This window comes from Paractinoplanes abujensis (genome assembly GCF_014204895.1).
Lineage (GTDB): Bacteria > Actinomycetota > Actinomycetes > Mycobacteriales > Micromonosporaceae > Actinoplanes > Actinoplanes abujensis.
The window spans coordinates 6,937,245-6,959,727 of sequence record NZ_JACHMF010000001.1 but is presented as its reverse complement, the minus strand read 5'-3'; the positions used below and the strand labels follow the sequence as shown (position 1 = coordinate 6,959,727).

Sequence of the window (22,483 nt, the reverse complement as noted above, 5' to 3'; positions counted from 1 at the left end):
CACATGGGAGACCTCGGACGCATGCTCAAGGAGAGCTGGAGCCTCGTCGAGGAGCATCAGGACAAGGTCGCCGGTTACTTCTACGCGCGCCTGTTCCTGTCCAATCCGGCCCTGCGGGATCTCTTTCCGGTGCACATGGACGTCCAGCGCTCGCGGCTGCTGGACGCCGTCGTCCGGGCCGTGCAGACCCTGGAGGACCCGGAGAAGTTCGACGAGTACCTGCGCGCGCTGGGCCGTGACCATCGCAAGTTCCACGTGGAACCAGAACATTACGAGGTAGTGGGGGGTGCGTTGATCGAGGCGATGCGCCAGTACGCCGGCGAGCAGTGGAGCGTCGAGTACGACCAGGCCTGGGCCGACGCGTACGCGACCATCGCCTCCAAGATGCTGAGCGGCGCGGAGGCCGACACCAACCCGCCCTACTGGTACGCCGAGGTGGTCGCACACGAGCGGCGGGCCAAGGACATCGCGGTGTTCACCGTTCAGCCGATGCAACCTCTGGAGTTCCGCGCGGGCCAGTATCTGAGCGTCGAGTGCCCGCGAATACAACCGCGGCTGTGGCGCACCTACTCGGTCGCGAATGCCCCACGCCGCGACAACACCCTGGAGTTCCACGTACGGGCGGTGGGCGCGGGCTGGGTGTCGAGTGCGCTGGTCCGTCGGCTGGAAGTCGGCGACATGGTCCGGCTGGCCGCCCCGATGGGCACGATGAACCTGGACCGCCGTTCCACCCGCGACACCGTGTTCATCGCGGGCGGCACCGGTCTGGCGCCGATCAAGTCGTTGCTCGAGGAGCTGACCCGCTACAACCGGACCCGCTGGGTGCATCTGTTCTTCGGCGCGCGCAACCGCGAGGACCTGTACGACCTGGCCGAGCTCAACCGCCTGGCGGCTCGCTACCCGTGGCTGTCGGTGGTCACCTCGTGCAGCGACGACCCAACCTTCCCCGGCGAGCAGGGCGACATCTCCGAGGTAGTGGCCCGCTACGGCCCGTGGAGCGAGCACGACTTCTTCGTCTCGGGATCGGGGCCCATGGTCAAGGCCACCCTGAAGACGCTGGCCGAGCTGCAGGTGCCGTCGATCCGCATCAAGTACGACAGCTTCACCGACTTCTGAAAAGGCGTTCCTAGTACGCCCAGGGCCGCCCGCTTTGCGTGTAGTCCGGCACGAGGTTGGACTCCGCGTTCATCCGGTCCACGTACAGCCGGCCCTCGAGGTGGTCGATCTCGTGTGCGACCAGCCGGGCCATCGCCCGCTCGAAGCGGGTGATGACGCGGGTGCCGTCGTACCGGGCGTGCTCGACGTCGATGATCAGCGGTCGCCGCACCAGCCCGCGGTAGTCGAAGAACGACAGGCAGCCCTCGTACTGCTCGTCCCGGTCGTTGGACTCGCCGACCACCCGCGGGTTGATCAACACCACCGGGTCGGCGTCACGGTCGGCCGGGCGCACCACCGCGATGGCCGCCGACCGGCCGATCTGCGGCGCCGACAGGCCGACGCCCTTCGTGAAGTCGTGCACCTGCTCGAGCCGGCCCAGGGCCGAGTGCAGCGCCGCGATCGTCTCCCGGGCCGCCGACGCCTCGCGGGGCAGCTGGAAGTGCCGGGCCCGCTGCCGCAGCAGCTCCGAGCCGCGCTGGACGATCCCGATGCCACGCATCTGGCCGGACGCGCGGGGCTGGCCGTCGCCGTTGTTCTCGGGGGCCAGCGCCGAGCAGGCCGGGGCGCCCGCCGCCCGGAAGCGCCACTCGAGCCGGTAGCGCGCGTTCAGCTGGGGTGAGTCGGTCGACCACTCGAAGACTGCCCGGTCGCCGTCGTTGTGCCGCTCCATCGGGGTGCGCACCGGCACCTCGGCCGCGAGCGACGTCTCCACCCCCCAGACCTGCGGATCGAACGAGGACGGGAAGTCGAGCCGTACGGTCAGCCGGCGCGTGGGCAGCCGCACCGCGCGCTGGAACCACTGACCCCACTTCTCCACACCGATCGTGTACTCGTACTGAATCGTGGTTCGCTCGCCCGGGTAGAGCGCGAACTGGCCACTCTCGTTGGCGAAGAGCAGCCACACCTCCTTGGAGGCGTCCCGGTCGAGCTTGATCCGCCACTGCATCGGCTCGATCGCGTCGCCCTCGCCGGCGCATGCGCTGAGCGCCAGCTCGTCGAAGGTGAGCGGGTTGTCGCGGTGGTGGCGGTTCGAGCCGGTCGGGTCGTTCGGATACCGGTCCACCGCGATCTTCACGAGATACCGTGTCACCGGTTCGGAGCCGGCGTTGTAGAGCGCGCGGCGCACCCGGCAGCGATAGACCCCTTCGGTGTACGTGAGTTCAGCCACCTCACGCTCGACGATCAGCCCGGTGCCGGGCGGAAGCCACTGCACCGGCACGGGCGGGTCACGATGCAGGGCCGTGCTGCGGGCGTGCCGGAGTTCGTCGTACTCCTGGAAGCGCTGCCAGATCGCGCCGCCTGCCCCGAGGACCGCCTCAGCCCGGCGGGCGAAGTCCTCGGTCGGCTTATGTCGCCGGCCTTCGACGTGGCTGACGTAGGACGGGTCGAAACCCATGCGCGCGGCAAGCTGCTTCTTGCTCATGCCCCGCTCGACCCGCCAATGCGCCAGCGCCGTCACGAACTGGTCAGCGGCCCGCTCGACGGGCGAGGTGGTCATCATCGATGTCCCCTTCGCGGACGAGAATTTCAGTGTCGTCGCCGCTCGTGTCCGGATGGTGCTAGTAGCGCGTACACGACAGATACCTTGACGAATCAGGCAACGTGCGCGCAGCCGGTTAGGTGACCCTTGCGCAGGGTATTCGTCCGAAATAGGGGCTTGGTTAGCCTAGCCTTACAGGTGTACGGTGGGTCGTCGTCACGGAGGCGTTTCGGCCTGCGTGTCCTTTGTTCGACTCTCATCGAATTTGGCGAGGTGAATGCGGTGACCGAGATGCTGAAGTCGCCGCTGGGTGGGTGCCGCCGGTGACCACCGCCCTCGATCGCGCCGCACACACCGTCACCGTCGCCGCGGCTGACCCTCTGGCCCCCGTCACCGGCACCTTACGCGCCATGTTCGGCACGAGCACCGAACTGCCCGGGCTTGCCCCCGACCTTGTGGTGCACGACACCACGGGCTGGTCCCCCGCGAGCACCCTGGCCGGCGGCCATCTCGACACGCTGCTCGAGTCGTCCCGTCGCCGCTGGAACGCCCAGCCCCATGCCGCCGCGGCGCTGGCCTGGAAGGCGTACACGTATTGGCTGGCCCTGCCGGCCGTACTGGGCTACGCCTCGGCCCGCCGCGTGCCCCTGCTCACCGCGGACAACGCGCTCATCCACTTCGACGACCCGCGCCCCCTGGTCACGGTCGGGCTGCGCGCCGACACCCCGGTCGCCGTCCTGCCCGGCGACCCGATCGCGATCGCCGGCCTGCCCCACGTACGCGTCGTCCCCGACGAGGCGGCCCTCCTGGCCGAGCTGCGCCGCTCGCTGCTCGACCAGCACCTGACGCCCCTGCTCGACGCCATTCACGACCGCGTACGCCTGGGCAAGCGCACCCTGCTGGGCTCGCTCTCCTCCGGCGTGGCCTACGGCGTGCTTCGCTCGGCCGACGTGCTGCCCGGCCGCTCCGCCGAGACGATCGCCCAGCTGCACGAGGCCCTCGGCGTGGAAGACCTGATCGAGCTGGTCCCCGCCCGCAACGGCAAACTCGACGTCCAGCGCAAGACGTGCTGCCTGGCCTTCACGCTGCCCCAGCCCAAGGTCTGCAAGGGCTGCTGCATCAAGCCCTGATCCGCCGCGAAGGCTACCCGGCCGGCCCGGTCACCGGCGTCGTGACCGAGGCGCACAACCCGGTCACCGGCGACCTGGTGGGCGTCGCCAGGGTCGGCATTCCCGCGCCGGCGTGAGGCGGCTGAACCTCACGTACAACTGACTTACAGGAACGTGTGTCAGGCTCGACGGGTCCGTGTTCAACTCGCCGATCCCGACGAAAGGAGCCACGGATGCCGTCGCTTTCCCAGCGCCTCCGCGCGTTTCTGTCCAGCCCGCAGGGTCAACGTGTGATCGAGCAGGGCCGGCGCCAGCTGGCCAAGCCCGAAAACCAGCACAAGCTGCGCAGCCTGCTCACGAAGTTGCAGGGTCGCCGTCGCTGATCGATAAAAAATGGGCGGTCCCGATGTCGGGGCCGCCCATTCTTCGTGTTCAGCCGATGTCGGGGCCGGTCAGCACCGCGTTCGGGTCGTCGACCAGGTGGCGGACGTCCCACACCCAGGCGCCGCCGGTCCAGGTGGGCTGGAAGCCCAGCAGGCCGGTCATCGCGCGCAGCATCTCGGTGTCGCGCAGTTGCGGCGTCAGCACGACCACCGCGGCCTTCCAGTAGCGCAGGTCGGCCAGGGTCATCTCGCGACGCGTGTCGTTGATCTCAGGGATCGGGTTGCCCTGCCGGATCGACGCCATCAGGCCGCTGGTCGGACGCCACGGCGGCGAGAACAACGCCGTACGGTCGCTGGGGTTGAGCGGGTTCTGGTTGGGCAGCAGCGCGTACGCCCCGGCGATGCGCATCTCCTGGCCCGTGATCGCGGTCCAGCGCAGCGGGTCGGGGTAGCCCGAGTCGGGCAGCGGCAGCGAGACGACCGTGTGGTTGTCGTCGACGTACTGCTTCCAGGCGCCCGAGGTGACGAACTCGGGGGTGGGGGCCATCGGCGCCGTCTTGAGCTGCACCGGCACCAGCGGCACGAGGGCCATCGCGACCGCCGTGATCATCGCGACCCGGATCGGCCCACGCGCGGCCGGCTGGGTCTTCACCAGGTCGATCGCGCGCTGCACTCCGAGGGCCAGCAGGAAACCGACGACCGGTGCGATGGCCATGGCCCAGCGGGTGGGCACGGCCGAGTTGAGCACCGGAACGCTGTGCAGTACGGCCCAGATGCCGGGGATGCCGGTGTTGATCCCGTTCAGGAAAATTCGCGGACCGAGCGACATCGCCCCGAAGAGCAGTGCCAGGAAGCCCAGGGCGAGAACAGCAGCCGAGCGGCGCATCCAGACGATCAGGCCGACGAAGAGAATGACCAGGCCCCAGCCGAAGAATGCGTTCTCCTCGGCCGGATTTTGCGCGAGCCGCTCGGCGATCACCGCATTACCGGCGACCGAGTGGCTCGAATAGGCGGTGAAGGAGGCCAGGTCCGCGCCGAAGTTACGGACGAACTGCGGCAGGCCGTGGTAGCTCTGCGGACCGAAGAACTGCACCGACAGCGGGTAGGCCAGGACGGCCAGCGTCACGGTGCCGGCGATGGTCAGCCCACGCAGGAACTGGCGCGTCTCACCGGGGTGACGGCGGCGCCGCACGATAGCCATGATCAGGCAGAACACGCCCAGCCCGACCGCGGTCATGAAGAGGACCTCGAGGTTGATGAACGCCTGCCAGATCAGCAGCGCGGCCATGATCAGGCCGTTGCGCACGGCCCGGCCCGGCTGCCGCAGGCGCAGGGTCCGCCAAATGATCAGCGGCACCAGGAACTGCGAAACGATGTTCGGGTGACCACCGGCGTGCGAAACCATGCTCGGCGCAAATGTGCAGAAGAGCGCGCCGACCCAGGCTGCGATACGTGATGAGACGAACACACGGGAGAAGACGAAATACCACGCGATACCGGTGCCCGCCAACGCCAGCGTAAGAAATAAGTTGAACGCCACATGCGGCCCGAACAGAAGCGTTACCGGCGTCATCGGCAGCGAAACGGCCAACACCGAGGTGTTGGCCATCATGTTCACCCCATCGGGGTAATTCATACGATCGGAGAAGAACGGATATGCGCCATCGGTGAGCACGCGCGCACCATGCGCCATCATCCACTCAAAGAAAGCCTGATCCTGTGGGTCATCGCGCAACTGGTGATCGAGATTGAGCCACAAGGGAGCCGTCAGGTAGAGCGCGACGGCGATGAACGTCACCGCGGCCAGGACGTCGCGCCAGTCCGGACGACGCCGCCACCAGCGCTGGGCAGGCCTTTGTGCCTGCTCAGGGGCCGCCTCGACATCGGGCACGACCGATCTGGGAGCGGTCGGTGCGACGTCGGTCCCGAGCGCGATCAGCTCCGCGTCGAGGTCCTCGGCTTCGGTCACTTGACGGGGCGGCAGCACGTTCCCGCCGGCCGGTTGGCCTGTCGAGGCATTACCCGTAATCGTCATAGCGTGGGCGAGCCTAACTGAGGTTGGTAACGTTGCAGTGACGAGCGGCCCATGCGTGATCGAGCCGATATGAACGGTGTATTCGTGACATCCGTGCGGTCCGGCGCATGAGAAGCGAGCGGGTGGAGTACCCCGCGGACTATGTCTCAATCAGGCAAATAATGATGGCCTGAGCCGGGCTCAACTTTCGGTTACGCGCCCCGGATGGTTAACTCTTCCGGTCCCGCTGTCAGCTCGGATCGGCAAGACGAGGGAACCTTACATATGGCAGACATCACTGGAGACCAGCGGATCCAGTCCGAAGTGCTCGAAGGCCTCGCCACGGCCGTGAACCACCGCCGGTGGTTCGTCGAGCTCGCTCTTCCGTACCTCGGGGACAACCCGATCGAGATCGGCAGCGGTCTTGGGGACTACGCGATCGAGTGGGCGGAGCACCTTCCGCGGTTCACGGCGACCGAAGCCGACCCGGACCGGCTCGTGCTGCTCAAGGAGCGCATGGCCGACTACCCGAACATCGACGTGCGCCAGATGCTGCTGCCGTCGCCGGACGCCAACGGTGAATACAGCGCCGCGGTCTCGTACAACGTGCTCGAGCACATCGAGGACCACGTCGGCGCTCTGCGCAGCATGGCCGACCTCGTGCGCCCCGGCGGCCGGATCATCATCATCGTGCCGGCGTTCATGTTCGCCATGAGCAACGTCGACATCGCGACGGGGCACATCCGCCGCTACACCAAGAAGACGATGCGCGCCGCCATGACCGACGCCGGCCTGCAGATCGAGAAGATGCACTACGCGAACGCGCTGGGCCTGATCGGCTACTACGGCGCGACCAGCATCTTCAAGCTGGCCCCCAAGGAGGGCCCGATGGTCAAGGTGTACGACTCGCTCGTGCTGCCGGTGACCAAGGCCGCCGAGAGCGTCGTGAAGCCGCCGTTCGGCCAGTCCGTCTTCGTCGTGGCGCGCACCGCCGCCTGACGATCACGAACGTCGAGGCCGCCGTCGCATGACGGCGGCCTTTCCGCGTACGGGGGAAGTCAGCCTTTGACCTGGAACGTCGGGCGGATCGTGGCCCGGGCCAGGGTGTGGAAGGCCAGGTTGAAGCCGACGTAGGCCGGCGACGCCTCCGGCGGGACCTCGAGCTTGTCGACGTCGATCGCGTGCACCGCGAACACGTAGCGGTGCGGGCGATCGCCGGGCGGCGGAGCCGCGCCACCGTACGCGCTGTCGCCGTAGTCGTTGCGGACGCAGAACGCTTCACCGGGCAGAGGGTCGACGCCGCGCGACAGCTCGGTCGTCTCGACCGGCACGTTGACCAGCACCCAGTGCCAGAATCCGCTGCCGGTCGGCGCGTCCGGATCGAAGCAGGTCACCACGAAGCCACGGGTCTCGGCGGGGAATCCCGACCAGGACAGCTGGGGTGAAAGGTTTTTGCCGCCCACACTGGTGTGGGCGTACAACTCGTCGAGCGGCCGGCCGTCGGTCACGTCCGCGCTGGTCACCGTGAAGGACGGGACGGCGGGCAAGAGATCGTACGGATCCGGGGCAACGGCGCGTTCGAGACTCATCGTGATGTCCTCCGGCGGTATGCAGGCCTTCTCCGCACGAAGAGTAGTCCGTTCCGGTATCGCCCGCCTTTCGCAACGATTGCGGCGCGCTGTCACCCGATCGGGCGGACGCACAGCCGGTGCGCACGCAAACTCGGGTGGCGGGTGATGCTTCTGTCTGACATCCGACCGGGTGCGCGCGGCCGAGATCCCCGTGCCTGGTGGCGATACGCAAGTCGGCACCCGCTGCTGGAGGCGGGTGCCGACTGCTGTAAAGGCCATCATTGTCCGACGAATTCCACCAAATCGGGCGCGGCACCTGAGACGATCGAAACATGAGGGCGCCTCTGCCGGCCGACGAGCCGGGCCGGCTCGCAGCTCTGCACGACGCGCAGGTGCTCGACACCCCGCCGGAGGAGGACTTCGACGACATCGCGCTGCTCGCGTCGCAGATCTGCGGCACGCCGCTGGGTGCGGTCAGCCTCGTCGACCGGGATCGCCAGTGGTTCAAGGCCAAGGTCGGTACGGATCTCGAAGGCGCACCGCGCGACCTGTCCTTCTGCACCTACACGATCACCTCGCACGACGTGCTCGAAGTCCAGGACACGGCGGTCGACCCGCGCTTCGCCGCCAACCCGGCGGTGAACGCGCACCGGCTCAAGTTCTACGCCGGGGCGCCGGTGGTGCTCGACGGGACGTTTGCGGTCGGCACGGTCTGCGTGGTCGACCACGAGCCGCGGGTGCTCACCGACGCACAGCGACGGGCCCTGCGCAGCCTGGCCCGGCACGCGTCGGTGCAGCTCGAACTGCGCCGGTACGCCCGGCACGCGGGGGAGATCGCCGACCGCATGCGTCAGCTCGACCGGATGAAGGACTCGTTTCTGGCCACGGTCAGTCACGAGCTGCGGACGCCGCTGTCCACCATCCGCGGCTACCTCGAGATGCTGCTCGAGGACGACTTCGACGCCGAGACGTCGCGCCGGTTCCTGTCGGTGATGTCGCGCAACTCCGACCGGCTGCTGCGGCTCATCGACGAGCTGCTCATGGTGGCGAAGATGACCGACGACCGGATCCAGCTCGACCTGGCCGAGGTGGACCTGGCCGACCTGGCGCACCAGGCGACCGCGGCCTGCCGGGCGCTGGCCGAGCACCGCGGCGTCAAGCTGCGCGACCGCACCGAACAGCCAGTGCCGGCGCGCGCCGACGGCAAGCGCATCGCCCAGGTGCTCAACCATCTGCTGGTCAATGCGATCAAGTTCACGCAGCCGGATGGTGAGATCACGATCGACTCGACAGCCGAGGGCGAACCCGAGCTGACCATCACCGACACCGGGGTGGGCATCGCGGCCGACGAACTGCCGCACGTTTTCGACCGGTTCTATCGGTGCGCGGCCGCCGAGGTGATGGCCGCTCAGGGGCCGGGGCTCGGGCTGGCCATCGTCAAATCGATCGTCGATGCGCACCACGGCAGCGTTCATCTGGAGAGCGAGCCGGGAATCGGCACGACGGTCCGCCTCACGCTGCCGCGCTGACCGCCATTGGCCGCAAAGCGCCGGGGTGGGTTCCCCGGCGCTTTCGCTGACGTGCCTAACGGTGACTTACGCGTGCGACCCGCAATCCGGAATACATCTTGCGATAGACCACTCCGGTGCGGTGGTTGCCCGCGTCGATCATCATCCCGCGGCCCATGTAGATGCCCACGTGTCCGGGTCCGACGACCAGGTCGCCGGGGCGGGCGTGGGCTCGCGAGATACCGCGCGAGCGGGCCGCCTGCGCACCGGACGAGTGCGGCAGGCTGATGCCGGCCAGCGCGTACGCCCGCTTGGTGAACCCGGAGCAGTCGAAGCCGCCCGAGCCCATCCCGCCGCTGACGTACCGCTTGCCGACCTGCGAGCGAGCGAACGCGATGACTGCGTTCATCCCGTTGCCGAGCTGCACGACCCGCTGGCCCTGCGGCTTGGCCTGCGCGTAGCGGACCGTCACCTGACGCTGGTAGCGCCCGCCGGTGCGGGCCCGCGGCGCCCGGACGTAACGTGCGTTCTCGACGTTCTCGGTCACCTCGACGCCCTCGGCCGCCTCCTGAACGGCGCGGAGAGCCGCGGTTCGGGCCTCCTGTTCGGCTCGCACCCGCTGCTGAGCCAGCTGACGTGCGGTCGCGTCAGCCCGGCGGAGCAGTGCGGCCGTGGCGGGCACGGCCGCCTCATCAGTGATCTCGCCGCCCAGCAGGTCCTGGCGCGCCTCGACCATGGCCAGGGTCTCGGCGGTGCGGACCGCCACCCGCTCGTCGGCCACGGCCAGTTCCACCGCGTCCCGCAGGGCCTGGCCGTTGTCCGGGGCGGCGAAGGGATTGAGTCGGGGCCGGGCCGTCGTCGCGGCCCGGGCGAGTGAGAATCGCCGGGGGGCGGCGCGCGATGCGCGTTCGGCGGTAGTGGTGCGCTCCTCGATTCGAGTGTCATCCGAGGCATTGGGGCCCACCGGGTTCGTGGGTGGCACGGCCTCGGCGGCGTGCTCGGTCGGGTCAAGAGCGGGCGAGAGGACAGCCAGCGCGAGTGCGCCGGCGGTGAACGCCCGGCTCGGGGACGGACAGTGCAGTGTTGCCTCCGACATCGGTCCGGGGCTCTCGCGCGAATCCCGACGGCGTGGCATTAGCGTGCACCGCGCCGGCACCGCCCAATACGGACGGCAATGGGAACCCGGACTACTCGTTAATTCCGTCGACCATGCCAACACACATCAGGAATGTTGCGGGGCCGAAATCGCACAATCACCCTTGCTCGATCGAGAAAAAGAATGCGAGTTACGCACTCGATCGGCTCCGGTGGATCTCCGAAATGCGTCCGTGATCAGGACAGAGGGACCCGTACGCCCGTACTGTAAGGCGACTTGTGCAGCAGGAAACCGGTCAGCCGGGTGCCCTTGGGAACGTCGAACGGCACCACACCCTGGCGGATCGCGCCGGCCGGAATCTCGTCGAGCAGCGACGGATCCTGATCGTTCACGAAGACCGCGGCCTGCTCGGCCACCCGATAGGCGTGGCCCTGCCCGTCGAGCCCGCGCTGGGCCCCCGGATCGAGCAGCCGGGGTTCCTTTCCGGTGTTCTGTACGGCCATGCTGACCAGGCAGAACTCTCCGTCGGCGGCCAGCGGCAGATCGGGCGGGCCGACCTCGGCCACTCCGCACTCGGTCTTCGTCACGGCGACCGAAAGCGTTCCCTCCGCGGCTCTGCGGCCGGCCGGAAGCACTACGAGCTGGGCCACCGTCGGCGTCGGCACAACGTCGACCGGCGCGGCGCTGTCGAGCGCCACGCTACCGGTGGCCACCGTCTCGGACGGGGGCGTCTCGCCACCTCGTCCGGCCACCGCGTAACCCACTACCCCCACTACTAGCAGGGCAAACACTCCACCTACGAGCCACGGCGCCTTACCGCGTCGGGCCGGTGCGGGCACCGGCTTCCGACCGGCCGGTGCCGACCGCGCAGGGCGCAACGGCGTGTTGGTCATGAGACCTCCCGGTGTCGCTCGTCAGGCGGGTCCCGCGAGCCGCGAGCCCACCGGCCGATCACTCGGCCCGAGTGACACCATGCTGAGCGGCGCACCCTCCGAGTCCGTTTCGCCGCGCCGCAAAAAGCGGTCAAACACACATAAAATACGCACAACTATCGCCCGAAAGGGTGGGTTTAGGACCTCTTTAGGGGGTAAGCAGAATTTTGCCGAGGTGGTCGCTCGACTCCATCAGCTCATGCGCCTCGGCTGCCTGCGCCAGCGGAATCGTCGTCTGGATGACCGGCTTGACGGCCCCCGCCTCGACCAGCGGCCACACGTCACGGGCGACGGCGGCCACGATCCGGGCCTTGTCGCCGGCCGGTCGAGCCCGCAGCGACGTCGACGACACCGAGCCGCGCTTGGCCATCAGCAGGCCCAGGTCGAGTTCGGCCTTGCGCCCGCCCTGCATGCCGATCACCGAGATGCGGCCGTTCGGCGCCAGCGCCTCGATGTTGCGGCTCAGATACTTCGCGCCCACGATGTCGAGGATCACGTCGGCCCCCTGGCCGTTGAACTCGCGGGTGGCGGTCACGAAGTCGTCGGTCGTGTAGTCGATGAGCCGATCGGCGCCGAGGGCTCGGAGCGCCTCGTGCTTGCCGGACCGTGCGGTCGCGATCACTGACGCACCCAGGGCCTTGCCGAGCTGGATGGCGAACGTCCCGATGCCGCTGCCGCCGCCGTGCACCAGCAGCGTACGGCCCTTGCGCAGCCGGTCCCGATCCACCACGTTCGACCACACCGTGCACGCGACCTCGGGCAGCGCGGCCGACTCGATCAGCGAAAGCCCGGCCGGCACGGGAAGCAACTGCCCCACCGGAACGGCCACCCGCTCGGCGTACCCGCCCCCGGACAGCAGCGCGCTGACCCGTTCGCCGACGTGCCGGTCGGTCACCCCCGGCCCGACCGCGCTGATCACACCGGCGCATTCCAGGCCCGGATAGGGCGAGGCGCCGGGCGGCGGCGGATAGAAACCCTGCCGCTGAGCGACGTCGGCCCGGTTGACGCCGGCGGCGGTGACGTCGATGACGACCTCACCGTCGCCGGCCTCAGCATCCGGAACCTCACGCGAGACGAGCTTCTTGTCCTCGATCACGATGGCGTGCATGGTTCCTAGCTTGCCCTGTTACGGCGCTGTCCACTTCTGGTTCGCGGCCCCCGTGCAAGCCCACAGTTGCAGCTTCGCGCCGTTGGCGGTGCTGTTGTCCTTCACATCGAGGCACTTGCCGGACGCATTGTTGACGATGTCGCGGCCGGCCGTGACCGTCCACTTCTGACTCGCGACGGCATCGAGACAGTCCCACTGGTGGACCGGCGCGCCGTCCGCCGTCGAGTTGTCGGCCACGTCGAGGCACTTGCCCAGGCCGCGGATCGTGCCGTCGCTGCCCACCGTCCACTGCTGGTTGGTGTTGCCCGGCGTGCAGTCCCACAGCTGCGGCAGGTTGCCGTTGGCGGTCGACCCGTTCGACACGTCGAGACACTTGCCGCCCAGCCCGGTGATCGTGCCGGTCCCGCCGCTGCCGCCCCCGGATTGCGCTCCGCTCCAGGTGAACGTGGCCGACGTACGGCTGGGAAGGTTGTAGACGAAGGACTGCCCACCCCAGTTCACCTTGACGCTCTGCGCGCTGCCGCTCGTGTTGTAGGCGATCAGCGCCTTGGAGCCGTCGCTGTTGCGGAACGCCACGTTGGGGACCGTGCCGTTCGCGCTGGAGTCGATCCGTACGGCACCCGGCTTCACGAACTTGGTCAAGTGACCCATCGTGTAGTACTCGACGGTGTAGTCGACCTGGCCGTTCCGGCTGCCACCACGCTGCACGGTGATCAGGCCGGTGCACGTGCCGCAGCCGCCGTTGTGCGGTCCCATGTTCTGATCGACGGCCAGCGACCACTTCGTCCAGGCACGGCCCCAGTTACGGAAATACTCGATCAGGTCGCCCATGTCCTCGGCGTGCTGATTGCTGACCCAGGTGCCGCCCGAGTGCTCGGTCATGTACATGTTGACGTTCGGATACTGGTTACGCACCGTGCTCGCCGTCGACGGGTTACCGCCGTAGTCGTGCCACGCGATGCCGCCGAAGTTCGGGTGCTTGCGGATCGCGGTGTCCGCCACGAGCGGGGCCACCCACTGGTCGTACGTGTCGAAGTTCCAGTCTCCGATGAGGAGCTTCGTGTTGAGACCGGCCGCCTGCAGCGCGGGCATCAGGTCGTTCTTGGCGAACGACTGCAGACCCGAGACCGGCCACTGCATCGACGGGTAGCCCGGGCAGCAACCCGGCTCGTTCTGCGAAGTGACATACCGGATCGGCACGCCCTGAGCCTGATAACCCTGGATGTACTTCACGAAGTACTGCGCGTACGTCTTGTAGTACTGGGCCTGCAGATACCCCTGGCTGTACGCGTTGTTGTCCTTCATCCAGGGCGGCGCGGTCCACGGCGAAGCCATGACGAACCCGGCCGGGTTGAGTCCGACCGCCTGCTTGGTCAAGGCCATCACGTCGGCATCCCGCGCGAGCGAGAAATCGTTCACGTCGCAGCACGTGTTGTCGTACGAGAAGTTGTTCTGCGCCAGGTCGGACGAGCCGATGACATTGCGGATCGCGCTCACCCCGATGCCGGCGGTCGGGCTGAACAACTTCGTCATGACGTCGTTCTGGGTGGCGGCCGACAGCGCGCCGCTGCCCCGGATGTTGAACGCCGCGGTGTCCGTGATCGACGCCCCGGCTCCCTCGAACTGCTGGTAACTGGTGTTCTCGTTGACCGTGATGGTCTGGTTGGCCGACCCGCTGCTGCTCCCGAACGCAACCGGGGACTGCTGCTGCAGCCCTCGCGTCACGGTCCGGCCGCCGGCGTCACTCGTGGTGGTCAGGTAGACGTTCACCGTCTCGTTGGCGGCGAACGCGGCCGGGGCAGCCAGGACGGTCGAACTCAGGACCGCGGTAGCTACCCAGGCGACTTTCTTGGGGATGGACACGGTTGGAACTCCCTTGCCATAGGTGGGGGCCTTGGGGCGGGAAAGGTAAAGGCTCTGAACTGTAACCACGCTCGTCGATGTTGTGTCAACCGCCTGTAACATTTACGGAGAGCGTGTTCCAGCAGCTCAGGAGCCTTTTCAGAGCCATGATTTAAGTTTCCGTACGGCCTGTGTCAGGCCCGCGGGCCACCATCTGGCACACTGGGACAGCAACATCGGGAGGGCTCGCCTAGTGGCCGATGGCGCCGGTCTTGAAAACCGGTAAGGGGAAACTCTTCGTGGGTTCGAATCCCACGCCCTCCGCAAGTCCCTTGTCAGCGAAACCTTCGCTGACCAGTGCGAATGCAGCGGGCGAGGGTTCGCCGCCCGGCCGTTGGGTCTCATTACGGACCACTCGAACTCGATTTCGCCTCGCTGCGACCGCGGCGCGACCACCGACTTGCGGCAGTAGAGCTGCTCTTCGCAGTTTCGAGACCGCACATCGGAGGCCGACGCGGACGGCAGTGGATCGCTTCTCAAGAAGATGCAGGCAGCGGCTGAGCCCAGGATGACGTTCTCTTCGACTTCGACAGCGAGGAACTGGACGTAATCGGCGGCCAGTTTCCGTCGCTCGCTGATCAGGAGTGCAGGGCCTCGCGGGCTGAGAACATCACGCTGGCGGCCAGGAAAGCGGCATTCACCAGCGTGAACAACCCGACGAACCAGATAGTCCACTGTGGGGCGACGGTCAGCACCAGCCCGGCCAGGGCAACCACCGCGCCGTAGTCGCGGACGAGCTTGACCAGGCGTACGGGCAGGGAGCGGCTCGTCACCATGCTGGCGGCCTTGTCGCCGGTCTGCATGACCGATGTGACGAGGTTGACCATCCACGTGCCGGCGAAGGCGGCCAGCAGCCAGGCCGGGGTGTCGGGCACCTGGGCCTCGGCGACGGCGCCCAGGGCGGCCACCAAGGAGATTTGCACGGCCACGTCGCACAGCACGTCGAGGCGGGCGCCGGCGGGGCTGGTCTGGCCGGTTACGCGGGCCAGTTGGCCGTCGGCGCAGTCGAAGGCGTAGGCGAGCTGCCAGCCGAGCAGGGCCAGCAGGCCGATGGGCCAGGCCCAGATGCGGCCGTCGGCGACGGGGATGGCGGTGGCGATCACCAGGATCGAGACGAGGCCGCCGATGCCCAGGTTGAAGACGGTCAGCACGGTCGGGGCCAGCCGGTGTTTGTGGGCGTGGACGGCGATCCGGGCGCCCACGTGCTGGCTGACGGCCTCGCTGAAGAGGCCGCCGCCGCGGTTGACGGCGTAGTAGTCGGCCGCGGTGGGGGCGGGGGGTGCGGGGTCAGCGGGCGGCGACGGCTGCGACATAGGAAGCCAGCTTTCTGCTGATCTCGTCGGGGGTCATGGCCAGGTGTTCCAGGATCGTGTAGCGGTCGGGCCGGGTGCGCGGGGCGAACGCGACGGCCTCGGCGAACTGGGCGTCGGTCAGCCCGACGTCGGACGGGAGCCGGGGCAGGCGGTGCCGGGCCAGGCAGTCGGACATCTGGGCGAAACGCCGCTCGTCTCCGCGCAGGAACGTGCAGAACAGCGCGCCCAGGCCGGCCAGTTCGCCGTGGGAGGCGGTGCCGGGGAAGAGCGCGTCGACGGCGTGCATGATCTCGTGACAGCCGCCGCTGGCGGGCCGGCTGCTGCCGGAGACCGCCATGGCCAGGCCGCTGGCGATCAGCGCTTCGGCCAGCACCGTCACGAATGCGTCGTCGTCGAGGTCGCCGGGCATGGTCAGCACTGCTTCGGCGCCCATCCGGGCCAGCGAGGCGGCCAGGCCGTCGACCGGTTCGCCGCGCATCTCGCGGGCCAGTTCCCAGTCCGCCAGGGCGCTGATGTTGCTGATCGCGTCGCCGATGCCGCCCCGGTTGACGCGGTCGGGGCCGGTTTCCACGAAGTCCAGGTCGACGATCACGCCGAAGGGGATGTGCACCCCGTACGAACCTTTGACGCCGTCGTTGATCAGGCTCGCCACGGGGGAGCCGATGCCGTCGTTGGCCAGGCTGGTGGCGACCGAGATCATCGGCAGGCCCCAGCGGTTGGCCGCGTACTTCGCCGTGTCGACGGTGGTGCCGCCGCCGATGCCGACCACCGCGTCGTAGGGCCGGGCGCGCAGCTTGGCCGCCAGTTCGAGGGCGGCGTCGAGGGTGCCGCCGGTGGTGGTGAAGACGTCGGCTGACTGCAGCGAGGGCCGGATCAACTCGACCACCCGCTCACCCAGGCCGGGCCCGACGACCACGGCCACGTCGCCGCCGGCCGAGATGCGTCCGTCGGCGAGCAGGCGGCCCAGGTCGGCGACGGCGCCGCGGCGCACGTGGATGTGCAGCGGCGCTTGGACGCTCCGGGCTAGTAGCGGCATGCGATGTCCCGCGCCTTGGCCAAGTCGTCGTGGTTGTCGACCTCGACCCAGTCGACCTCGCCGATGGTGGCCGCGCGGACTTCGCCGCCGCGGTTGGCGAATTCCTGGAAGCCGTCCTCGTAGTAGAGGTTGGGGTCGCGTTCCCAGGTCGCCTTGAGGGCGTCGGCCAGTTCGGCGGCGGCCGACCCTTCGATGATGTTCGCGCCGATGTATTCGCCGAAGGCGGCGGCCGGATCCATCAGCTTGGTGATGCTGGTGAGTTGCCCGTCGTCGTTGAAGATCGTCTTCATCTCCTCGTCGGCGAGTTTCTTCACATTGTCGACCGCCAGCAAAATGCTCGGGCCGCGCTGCGCCAGGAGGGTCTCTTCGACGCTGATGGGGTGCACCGTGTCGCCGTTGACCATCAACGCTCCTTGCGCGAAGTGGTCACGGGCGAGCCAGAGGGAGTAGGCGTTGTTCCACTCCTCGGCCTTGTCGTTGTGCACGAGAGAGATCTTCACGCCGTAGCGCTCCTCGAAGCCGGCCTGGCGCTCCTCGACGGCTTGCGCGCAGTAGCCCACTACGATGGTCACGTCGGTCAGCCCGGCCGCCGCCAGGTTGCGCAGCGAGATGTCCATGATCGTCGTGTCACCGTCGACCGGGACGAGGGCCTTGGGCAGGGTGTCCGTGTACGGACGAAGTCTGCGCCCGGCTCCGGCGGCGAGTACCAGACCGATCATCGGAGTCTCTCCCTCTAATTGGTGAACTCCAGGAGAATAGCGGGTGGCGTCCCACGGCTCGGACGGCATGAGCCAGCCGAAAATCCCGTAGAGGCGGCTCGTAAGCTTGTGCGCATGACCGCTGAGCAGCTGATCTCCTTTGCCCGGGGCGCTCCGTCGCTGGACATCATCGACGTCGAGGGCCTCGCCGCCGCAGCAGCACGTGCCTTCGAGGCCGATCCCGCTGGTGTGACCGCTTACGGCACGTCCGTCGGCTACGTCCCGCTGCGCAAGTGGATCGCCGAGAAGCACAACGTCTCGCCGGACCAGGTCATTGTGACGAACGGCTCCCTGCAGGCCGACGCGTTCCTCTTCAACCACCTGGTGCAGCCCGGTGACGACGTCGTGGTGGAGAAGCCGACCTACGACCGCACCCTGCTCAGCCTGCAGAACCTGGGCGCCAAGGTGCACCAGGTCACACTTCAGTCCGACGGCATCGACGTCGACGAGCTGCGCGCGCTGCTCGAGTCGGGCGTCCGTCCCAAGCTCGCCCACATCATCCCGAACTATCAGAACCCGGCCGGCATCACGCTGTCGGCGGAGAAGCGTCAGGCCCTGCTCGCGCTGGCCGCGCAGTACGAGTTCACGATCTTCGAGGACGACCCGTACGTGGACATCCGGTTCCGCGGCGACGCCCTGCCCTCGATGCTCTCGCAAGACACGGACAACCTGGTCGTGCACGCCTCCAGCTTCACCAAGACGGTGTGCCCCGGTGTCCGCGTGGGTTACCTGGTCGGCCCGGCCGCGCTGATCGACGCGATCGCCAAGAAGGCCACCAACCTCTACATCTCGCCCGGTATGGTCTCCGAGGCGATCGTGCACCAGTTCTGCGTGTCGGGCGACATCGAGCGCTCGATCGCGACGGTGAGCGCCGCCCTCGGCGAGCGGGCCCGCGTGCTGGCCGAGTCGCTGCGCAAGCACATCCCGGGCGCCACCTTCACCGAGCCCGACGGCGGCTACTTCCTCTGGGTCGACCTGCCCTCCGATGTCGACGTCGACAAGCTCTTCCCGGCGGCGATGAAGAAGGGCGTGGCGATCGTCAAGGGCAGCGACTTCCTGCTCGAGGGTGGTCACAGCTCGGTCCGCCTGGCTTACTCGGCTGTCACCGTCGAGCAGATCGACGAGGGCGTGCGCCGTCTGGCCGAGGCCATCGAAGAGGTGCGCGCCTAAGAAGCGCCGAAAGGCGGACGCCCGGTGGGTGTGTCACCAACCCGCCGGGCGTAGCCTCGGGCGGTTTGTTCGTCCGTGTGGGGGAGGTCATCGTGAGCGATCGCAATCGGAACCGGCCGTTGTCGCGAGCTTTCACCGCTCCCGTCCGCGCGATGAACCGGATCCTGGGCACGGCCGACGACAGCTCCGAGCAGAACCAGGGCCGCCGGGCCGGCAGCGCGGTCGTCGATTGTGCGGTCTACGTGGCCGGCAAGCGGATGCCCGGTCATTTGTCCCCCGACGAGGCGCTGCGGATCGCCTGCGAGCGCGACGACGCGTTCGTCTGGCTGGGCCTGCACGAGCCCGGCCAGGACGAGATGAGCGAGATCGCTCACACGTACGGGCTGCACGAGCTGGCCGTGGAGGACGCGGTCAAGGCCGAGCAGCGCCCGAAGCTGGAGCAGTTCGGCTCGGTGCACTTCCTGGTCATGCGGACGGCCCGCTATGTGCCGCACGGTGAGATCACCGAGACGTCGCAGGTGGTCGAGACCGGTCAGATGATGGTCTTCGTGGGCGCCCAGTTCGTCATCACGGTGCGCCACGGCGACGCCTCGGAGCTGGGTTCGGTGCGGGCCGACCTCGAGTCGGAGCGGGCCGACCTGATCGAGCAGGGCCCGTGGGCGGTGGCCTACGCGGTGACCGACCGGGTCGTCGACCACTACGTCGCGGTGGCCGACCGGGTCGAGGCCGATCTCGACCTGATCGAGGAGGGCGTGTTCTCGCGCGACCACGCCAGCCCGATCCCGGCGATCTATCAGATGAAGCGTGAGCTGGTGGAGTTCCGGCGCGCGGTGGTGCCGCTGCAGCGCCCGCTGGCGATGATCGTGGCGCTCGTGCCCAAGCGGATCGGCAAGTATTTCCGGGACGTGCAGGACCACTTGACCCGTACGGTGGAACAGGTCTCGTCCTTCGATGATCTGCTCAATTCGATCCTGCAGGCCCGGCTGGCCCAGGTCACGGTCGATCAGAACAACGACATGCGCAAGATCGCGGCATGGGCGGCCATCGCCACGGTGTGGACCGCGGGGGCCGGCATCTACGGCATGAACTTCACCTTCATGCCCGAGCTGACCTGGCAGTACGGCTATCCCGCGTGGTGGACGATCATCCTGATCGCGTCGGTGCTGCTCTACCGGGTGTTTCGCCGCAGCGGCTGGCTCTGAGCAGCACGACAGGGCGGGCCGCCGAGAGCTGGGACCCGCCCTGTCGGGGCGTCGGCAATCGTTACCGAGGGGTGTTCGGCGAGGTTCCGTTCTGCGAGCTGTAGGCCTGCGGGATCTCCTTGTCGGTGACCTCGGGCTCGAACGCCGCGTCGTCGGCGCCCGTCACAGCGGTCGTCGAGGGGCTGATCGGCGCGGCCGGGTCGTACTCGTCCCACTGCGCGGCCTGACGGCGCTTGGCGGCGTACGCGGCGGCGATGCCGATCGCGGTGCCCAGCAGCGCGAAGCCGACGAGCTTCTTGCCGCGCCCGCTCTTCTCGCGGCCGATCGCCTTGTTGGCCCGCTTCTGCAGCGTCTTGGCGGCCTTCTTGTTCTCCTTGGCGGCCTTCTTGGCCTTGCGCCGGCTGAGCTCGCCGGTCTGCCGCGCGCTTTCGCTCGCCTGGCCGACCTTCTCGCTGGCCGCGGCCACGAGCGGGGTGATCGTGGCCACCGCGCTGCCCCAGCCGCTCGAAGCCACGTCCTTGGCCTTGGTCGCGGCCGGCTGCACCCGGTCGACCGCGGCGCTCAGCGTCGGCCCGACCGTCGCGCTGGTCTCCTGCGCCGCGAGCGACGCCGCGCGCTTGAAGTGGTCAACACTCTGCCCGAGCTCGTTCTTCATCCGCGTGCTGCGGCTCTTGCGGCGCATCGTCGTGATCACCAGTGCCCACCTCTCCAGTCTCTGCCATGAATGGTGCCCTGTTTCGGTACCCCCTCGCTGCCGCTTCAGACACATGGGGGAGGATCCGAACTGCAAGGAACTGTCCAATCGCCCCGCCGAGGTACGCCACGGGGCGACCGTGACACAGACAGGAGTACCCGTGGCCGAGAAGCTTTACGCCATCCTGCACACGAACCATGGCCCGATCCGGCTGCAGCTGTTCCCGGATCACGCCCCGGCGACTGTGCGCAACTTCGTGGAGCTCGCTGAGGGCACGAAGGACTACACCGACCCGCGCACCGGTCAGAAGGGCTCGGGTCCGTACTACGACGGCACGATCTCGCACCGCGTGATCGCCGGCTTCATGATCCAGATGGGTGACCCGACCGGCACCGGCCGGGGCGGACCGGGCTTCCAGTTCGCCGACGAGTTCCACCCCGAGCTGCAGTTCGACCGTCCGTACCTGCTGGCCATGGCGAACGCGGGCCCGGGCACCAACGGCTCGCAGTTCTTCATCACGGTCGGCCCGACCCCGCACCTGAACCGGCGCCACACGATCTTCGGCCAGGTCGCGGACGAGCAGTCGGCCAAGGTCGTCGACTCGATCGCCAACACGCCGACCGCCGCGGGCGACCGGCCCCGCGAGGACGTCGTGATCGAGCGCGTGGAAATCGAGCGCGCTCAGGACTGAAGTAACCTTGGAACATGAGTGAGGCTCCGTCGACGGCTCCGGTCTGTTATCGCCATCCGTCGCGGGAGACTTACATCCGGTGCACACGGTGTGACCGGCCGATCTGCCCCGATTGCATGAACGAGGCGTCGGTCGGTCACCAGTGCCCCGAGTGCGTGGCCGAGGGCAAACGAACCCAGCGCCAAGCCCGTACGGCGTTCGGCGGCAGCCTCGCCGGCCGCGCGGGCTACGTGACCCGCGGCCTGATCGCGATCAACGTGGCGGTGATGGTGCTCTCGGCCGTCGTCGGCGGCCCTCGGGCGATCGCCGGCGCGGGCGGCTGGTTCGGCCTGATGGGCGGTCAGACCGACGTCACCCGTTGGGCCTCGGTGCTCGGCTACGCGCCGTACGTGATCGGGGGTGACCCCCACGGCATCGCCGCCGGTGAGTGGTGGCGGCTGTTCACCGCGATGTTCGTGCACTACGGCGTGCTGCATCTGCTGCTCAACATGATGTTGCTCTGGCAGCTGGGCCGCTATCTGGAAGAGAAGCTGGGCCCGATCCGCTTCGCCGCGCTCTATCTGCTGGCCGGCCTGGGCGGCAACGTCGCGGCGTATGTCTTCACCGCCCCCAACGCCCCGGCCGCGGGCGCCTCGACCTCGATCTTCGGCCTGGTCCTGGCGATGATCGTGGTCAACCGGCGGCTGCGCCTCGACATCAGCCAGCTGATCCCGCTGCTCGTGGTCAACCTGCTCTTCACGTTCAGCGTCCCCAACATCTCGATCGCGGGCCACATCGGCGGCCTGATCATCGGTGGTGTGGTCGCTTTCGTTCTCGCGTACGCCCCGACCAAGCGCCGCAGTCAGATCCAGGCGGCGGGCTGCGCGGCCGTCTTCGTGGTGCTGCTCCTCGCCGCCGTCATGCGCACGACGGTGCTGCTGGGTTAGCTCGCCACCCGCAGGTCGGCCAGCGCCGTGGCCACGTCGTCGGGCAGTTCGCCCAGGTCGTTCGCGCTGAACAGGAAGATCGCGTCGCCCGCGTCCAGCTCGAGATATTCGCTGCGCAGGCCGCGGTGCGAGCGGCGGTCGACCCGTACGCGCTCGATCTGCCCCCAGGTCAGGCGGCGGCGGCCCAGGAACCCCGTCACGACCGTCACACCCTCGGCGTCCGCGGCCAGGCGCACCGGCCGCAGCAGGTCACGCAGCGCCCACACCAGCAGGGCCAGCACGAGCACGCCGGCCAGGACCCAGCGCACCGGGTCGCGGCCGGCGAAGGCCAACGCCAGGACGGCCACGGCGACCGCGGCGATGAGTTTGCTGACCGGAAGAACAGGCTTGACGCGCCACTGCATGCCACCACTATGGCAGTCCGGGTTACCG

Annotated in this window: 21 protein-coding genes and 1 tRNA gene; 10 read left to right on the top strand and 12 right to left on the bottom strand. The window is 68.3% G+C overall.

Features of this window, described 5'->3' with window-relative positions; all coding sequences use genetic code 11:
• Positions 1–3 precede the first annotated feature (3 nt).
• Positions 4–1,116 carry a globin domain-containing protein gene (locus BKA14_RS31875; RefSeq protein ID WP_184954460.1) on the top strand — a complete coding sequence of 371 codons (1,113 nt, stop codon included), beginning with the start codon at positions 4–6 and terminating at the stop codon, positions 1,114–1,116.
• A 10-nt stretch (positions 1,117–1,126) separates the two neighbouring features.
• Here the strand turns inward: BKA14_RS31875 and BKA14_RS31870 are convergent, their stop codons facing one another.
• A complete protein-coding gene (locus BKA14_RS31870; RefSeq protein ID WP_184957089.1) occupies positions 1,127–2,656 on the bottom strand; it encodes a peptide deformylase in 1,530 nt (509 codons plus the stop codon).
• Positions 2,657–3,048: 392 nt separating this feature from the next.
• Between BKA14_RS31870 and BKA14_RS31865 the strand changes: the two genes are divergently transcribed.
• Together BKA14_RS31865 and BKA14_RS31860 are read left to right on the top strand one after the other, a co-directional pair.
• The gene (locus BKA14_RS31865; protein WP_184957088.1) at positions 3,049–3,768 is read left to right on the top strand and encodes a ferric iron reductase; all 720 of its coding nucleotides are present in this window, start codon (positions 3,049–3,051) and stop codon (positions 3,766–3,768) included.
• A gap of 212 nt (positions 3,769–3,980) precedes the next feature.
• On the top strand, positions 3,981–4,130 hold the full coding sequence (locus BKA14_RS31860; RefSeq protein ID WP_184954458.1) for a hypothetical protein: 150 nt from the start codon (positions 3,981–3,983) through the stop codon (positions 4,128–4,130).
• A 49-nt stretch (positions 4,131–4,179) separates the two neighbouring features.
• Here BKA14_RS31860 and BKA14_RS31855 read toward each other — a convergent pair whose 3' ends face one another.
• Positions 4,180–6,165 (bottom strand): DUF6311 domain-containing protein, encoded by a 1,986-nt coding sequence (locus tag BKA14_RS31855; protein ID WP_184957087.1) that lies wholly within the window; start codon positions 6,163–6,165, stop codon positions 4,180–4,182.
• 264 nt (positions 6,166–6,429) lie between these two features.
• Here BKA14_RS31855 and BKA14_RS31850 point away from each other — a divergent pair, with 264 nt between their 5' ends.
• Positions 6,430–7,143: a class I SAM-dependent methyltransferase gene (locus BKA14_RS31850; RefSeq protein ID WP_184954457.1), complete on the top strand. Its 714-nt coding sequence runs from the start codon at positions 6,430–6,432 to the stop codon at positions 7,141–7,143.
• A gap of 59 nt (positions 7,144–7,202) precedes the next feature.
• On the opposite strand, the gene BKA14_RS31845 is transcribed toward BKA14_RS31850, so the two are convergent.
• Positions 7,203–7,733 (bottom strand): YbhB/YbcL family Raf kinase inhibitor-like protein, encoded by a 531-nt coding sequence (locus BKA14_RS31845; RefSeq protein WP_184954456.1) that lies wholly within the window; start codon positions 7,731–7,733, stop codon positions 7,203–7,205.
• A 314-nt stretch (positions 7,734–8,047) separates the two neighbouring features.
• Between BKA14_RS31845 and BKA14_RS31840 the strand changes: the two genes are divergently transcribed.
• Positions 8,048–9,244: a GAF domain-containing sensor histidine kinase gene (locus tag BKA14_RS31840; RefSeq protein ID WP_184954455.1), complete on the top strand. Its 1,197-nt coding sequence runs from the start codon at positions 8,048–8,050 to the stop codon at positions 9,242–9,244.
• Positions 9,245–9,299: 55 nt separating this feature from the next.
• On the opposite strand, the gene BKA14_RS44460 is transcribed toward BKA14_RS31840, so the two are convergent.
• The 4 genes from BKA14_RS44460 to BKA14_RS31820 form a co-directional block, all read right to left on the bottom strand.
• On the bottom strand, positions 9,300–10,319 hold the full coding sequence (locus BKA14_RS44460) for a C40 family peptidase (RefSeq protein WP_239093171.1): 1,020 nt from the start codon (positions 10,317–10,319) through the stop codon (positions 9,300–9,302).
• 236 nt (positions 10,320–10,555) lie between these two features.
• Complete coding sequence (locus tag BKA14_RS31830; protein WP_184954454.1) at positions 10,556–11,092, bottom strand: DUF4352 domain-containing protein; 537 nt, start codon at positions 11,090–11,092, stop codon at positions 10,556–10,558.
• A 307-nt stretch (positions 11,093–11,399) separates the two neighbouring features.
• Positions 11,400–12,359: an NAD(P)H-quinone oxidoreductase gene (locus BKA14_RS31825; RefSeq protein ID WP_184954453.1), complete on the bottom strand. Its 960-nt coding sequence runs from the start codon at positions 12,357–12,359 to the stop codon at positions 11,400–11,402.
• Positions 12,360–12,377: 18 nt separating this feature from the next.
• Positions 12,378–14,222 (bottom strand): ricin-type beta-trefoil lectin domain protein, encoded by a 1,845-nt coding sequence (locus BKA14_RS31820; RefSeq protein WP_239093170.1) that lies wholly within the window; start codon positions 14,220–14,222, stop codon positions 12,378–12,380.
• 218 nt (positions 14,223–14,440) lie between these two features.
• On the opposite strand from BKA14_RS31820, the gene BKA14_RS31815 reads away from it, so the two are divergent.
• Positions 14,441–14,525: transfer RNA gene (locus BKA14_RS31815), tRNA-Ser, on the top strand.
• Positions 14,526–14,839: 314 nt separating this feature from the next.
• On the opposite strand, the gene BKA14_RS31810 is transcribed toward BKA14_RS31815, so the two are convergent.
• Genes BKA14_RS31810 through BKA14_RS31800 form a run of 3 tightly spaced genes read right to left on the bottom strand, consistent with a single transcriptional unit; the run spans position 14,840 to position 17,329 of the window.
• On the bottom strand, positions 14,840–15,574 hold the full coding sequence (locus tag BKA14_RS31810) for a CDP-alcohol phosphatidyltransferase family protein (RefSeq protein ID WP_184954451.1): 735 nt from the start codon (positions 15,572–15,574) through the stop codon (positions 14,840–14,842).
• Entirely contained in the window at positions 15,549–16,610 is a 1,062-nt protein-coding gene (locus BKA14_RS31805; RefSeq protein ID WP_184954450.1) for an iron-containing alcohol dehydrogenase family protein, read from the bottom strand. The genes BKA14_RS31810 and BKA14_RS31805 overlap by 26 nt, the downstream gene beginning before the upstream one ends.
• A complete protein-coding gene (locus BKA14_RS31800; RefSeq protein ID WP_184954449.1) occupies positions 16,598–17,329 on the bottom strand; it encodes a phosphocholine cytidylyltransferase family protein in 732 nt (243 codons plus the stop codon). Before BKA14_RS31800 ends, BKA14_RS31805 begins: the two co-directional genes overlap by 13 nt.
• A 114-nt stretch (positions 17,330–17,443) precedes the next feature.
• Between BKA14_RS31800 and BKA14_RS31795 the strand changes: the two genes are divergently transcribed.
• Both BKA14_RS31795 and BKA14_RS31790 read left to right on the top strand, forming a co-directional pair.
• Entirely contained in the window at positions 17,444–18,538 is a 1,095-nt protein-coding gene (locus BKA14_RS31795) for an aminotransferase-like domain-containing protein (protein ID WP_184954448.1), read from the top strand.
• 152 nt (positions 18,539–18,690) lie between these two features.
• Positions 18,691–19,740, top strand: coding sequence for a magnesium and cobalt transport protein CorA (locus BKA14_RS31790; protein WP_184957085.1), 1,050 nt, complete (start codon positions 18,691–18,693; stop codon positions 19,738–19,740).
• 61 nt (positions 19,741–19,801) lie between these two features.
• On the opposite strand, the gene BKA14_RS31785 is transcribed toward BKA14_RS31790, so the two are convergent.
• Entirely contained in the window at positions 19,802–20,434 is a 633-nt protein-coding gene (locus BKA14_RS31785) for a hypothetical protein (RefSeq protein ID WP_239093169.1), read from the bottom strand.
• Between the two features lie 160 nt (positions 20,435–20,594).
• On the opposite strand from BKA14_RS31785, the gene BKA14_RS31780 reads away from it, so the two are divergent.
• Both BKA14_RS31780 and BKA14_RS31775 read left to right on the top strand, forming a co-directional pair.
• Positions 20,595–21,125, top strand: coding sequence for a peptidylprolyl isomerase (locus tag BKA14_RS31780; protein ID WP_184954447.1), 531 nt, complete (start codon positions 20,595–20,597; stop codon positions 21,123–21,125).
• 14 nt (positions 21,126–21,139) lie between these two features.
• Positions 21,140–22,051 (top strand): rhomboid family intramembrane serine protease, encoded by a 912-nt coding sequence (locus tag BKA14_RS31775; RefSeq protein WP_184954446.1) that lies wholly within the window; start codon positions 21,140–21,142, stop codon positions 22,049–22,051.
• On the opposite strand, the gene BKA14_RS31770 is transcribed toward BKA14_RS31775, so the two are convergent.
• Entirely contained in the window at positions 22,048–22,455 is a 408-nt protein-coding gene (locus tag BKA14_RS31770) for a PH domain-containing protein (protein WP_184954445.1), read from the bottom strand. The genes BKA14_RS31775 and BKA14_RS31770 overlap by 4 nt on opposite strands.
• Positions 22,456–22,483 lie beyond the last annotated feature (28 nt).

Excerpts from the sequence above, each read along its gene's own strand:
- BKA14_RS31875 (WP_184954460.1), top strand. The coding sequence starts at position 4 with ATGGGAGACCTCGGACGCATGCTCAAGGAGAGCTGGAGCCTCGTCGAG.
- BKA14_RS31870 (WP_184957089.1), bottom strand. The coding sequence starts at position 2,656 with ATGACCACCTCGCCCGTCGAGCGGGCCGCTGACCAGTTCGTGACGGCG.
- BKA14_RS31865 (WP_184957088.1), top strand. The coding sequence starts at position 3,049 with ATGTTCGGCACGAGCACCGAACTGCCCGGGCTTGCCCCCGACCTTGTG.
- BKA14_RS31860 (WP_184954458.1), top strand. The coding sequence starts at position 3,981 with ATGCCGTCGCTTTCCCAGCGCCTCCGCGCGTTTCTGTCCAGCCCGCAG.
- BKA14_RS31855 (WP_184957087.1), bottom strand. The coding sequence starts at position 6,165 with ATGACGATTACGGGTAATGCCTCGACAGGCCAACCGGCCGGCGGGAAC.
- BKA14_RS31850 (WP_184954457.1), top strand. The coding sequence starts at position 6,430 with ATGGCAGACATCACTGGAGACCAGCGGATCCAGTCCGAAGTGCTCGAA.
- BKA14_RS31845 (WP_184954456.1), bottom strand. The coding sequence starts at position 7,733 with ATGAGTCTCGAACGCGCCGTTGCCCCGGATCCGTACGATCTCTTGCCC.
- BKA14_RS31840 (WP_184954455.1), top strand. The coding sequence starts at position 8,048 with ATGAGGGCGCCTCTGCCGGCCGACGAGCCGGGCCGGCTCGCAGCTCTG.
- BKA14_RS44460 (WP_239093171.1), bottom strand. The coding sequence starts at position 10,319 with ATGTCGGAGGCAACACTGCACTGTCCGTCCCCGAGCCGGGCGTTCACC.
- BKA14_RS31825 (WP_184954453.1), bottom strand. The coding sequence starts at position 12,359 with ATGCACGCCATCGTGATCGAGGACAAGAAGCTCGTCTCGCGTGAGGTT.
- BKA14_RS31810 (WP_184954451.1), bottom strand. The coding sequence starts at position 15,574 with ATGTCGCAGCCGTCGCCGCCCGCTGACCCCGCACCCCCCGCCCCCACC.
- BKA14_RS31805 (WP_184954450.1), bottom strand. The coding sequence starts at position 16,610 with ATGCCGCTACTAGCCCGGAGCGTCCAAGCGCCGCTGCACATCCACGTG.
- BKA14_RS31800 (WP_184954449.1), bottom strand. The coding sequence starts at position 17,329 with ATGATCGGTCTGGTACTCGCCGCCGGAGCCGGGCGCAGACTTCGTCCG.
- BKA14_RS31795 (WP_184954448.1), top strand. The coding sequence starts at position 17,444 with ATGACCGCTGAGCAGCTGATCTCCTTTGCCCGGGGCGCTCCGTCGCTG.
- BKA14_RS31790 (WP_184957085.1), top strand. The coding sequence starts at position 18,691 with ATGAACCGGATCCTGGGCACGGCCGACGACAGCTCCGAGCAGAACCAG.
- BKA14_RS31775 (WP_184954446.1), top strand. The coding sequence starts at position 21,140 with ATGAGTGAGGCTCCGTCGACGGCTCCGGTCTGTTATCGCCATCCGTCG.
- BKA14_RS31770 (WP_184954445.1), bottom strand. The coding sequence starts at position 22,455 with ATGCAGTGGCGCGTCAAGCCTGTTCTTCCGGTCAGCAAACTCATCGCC.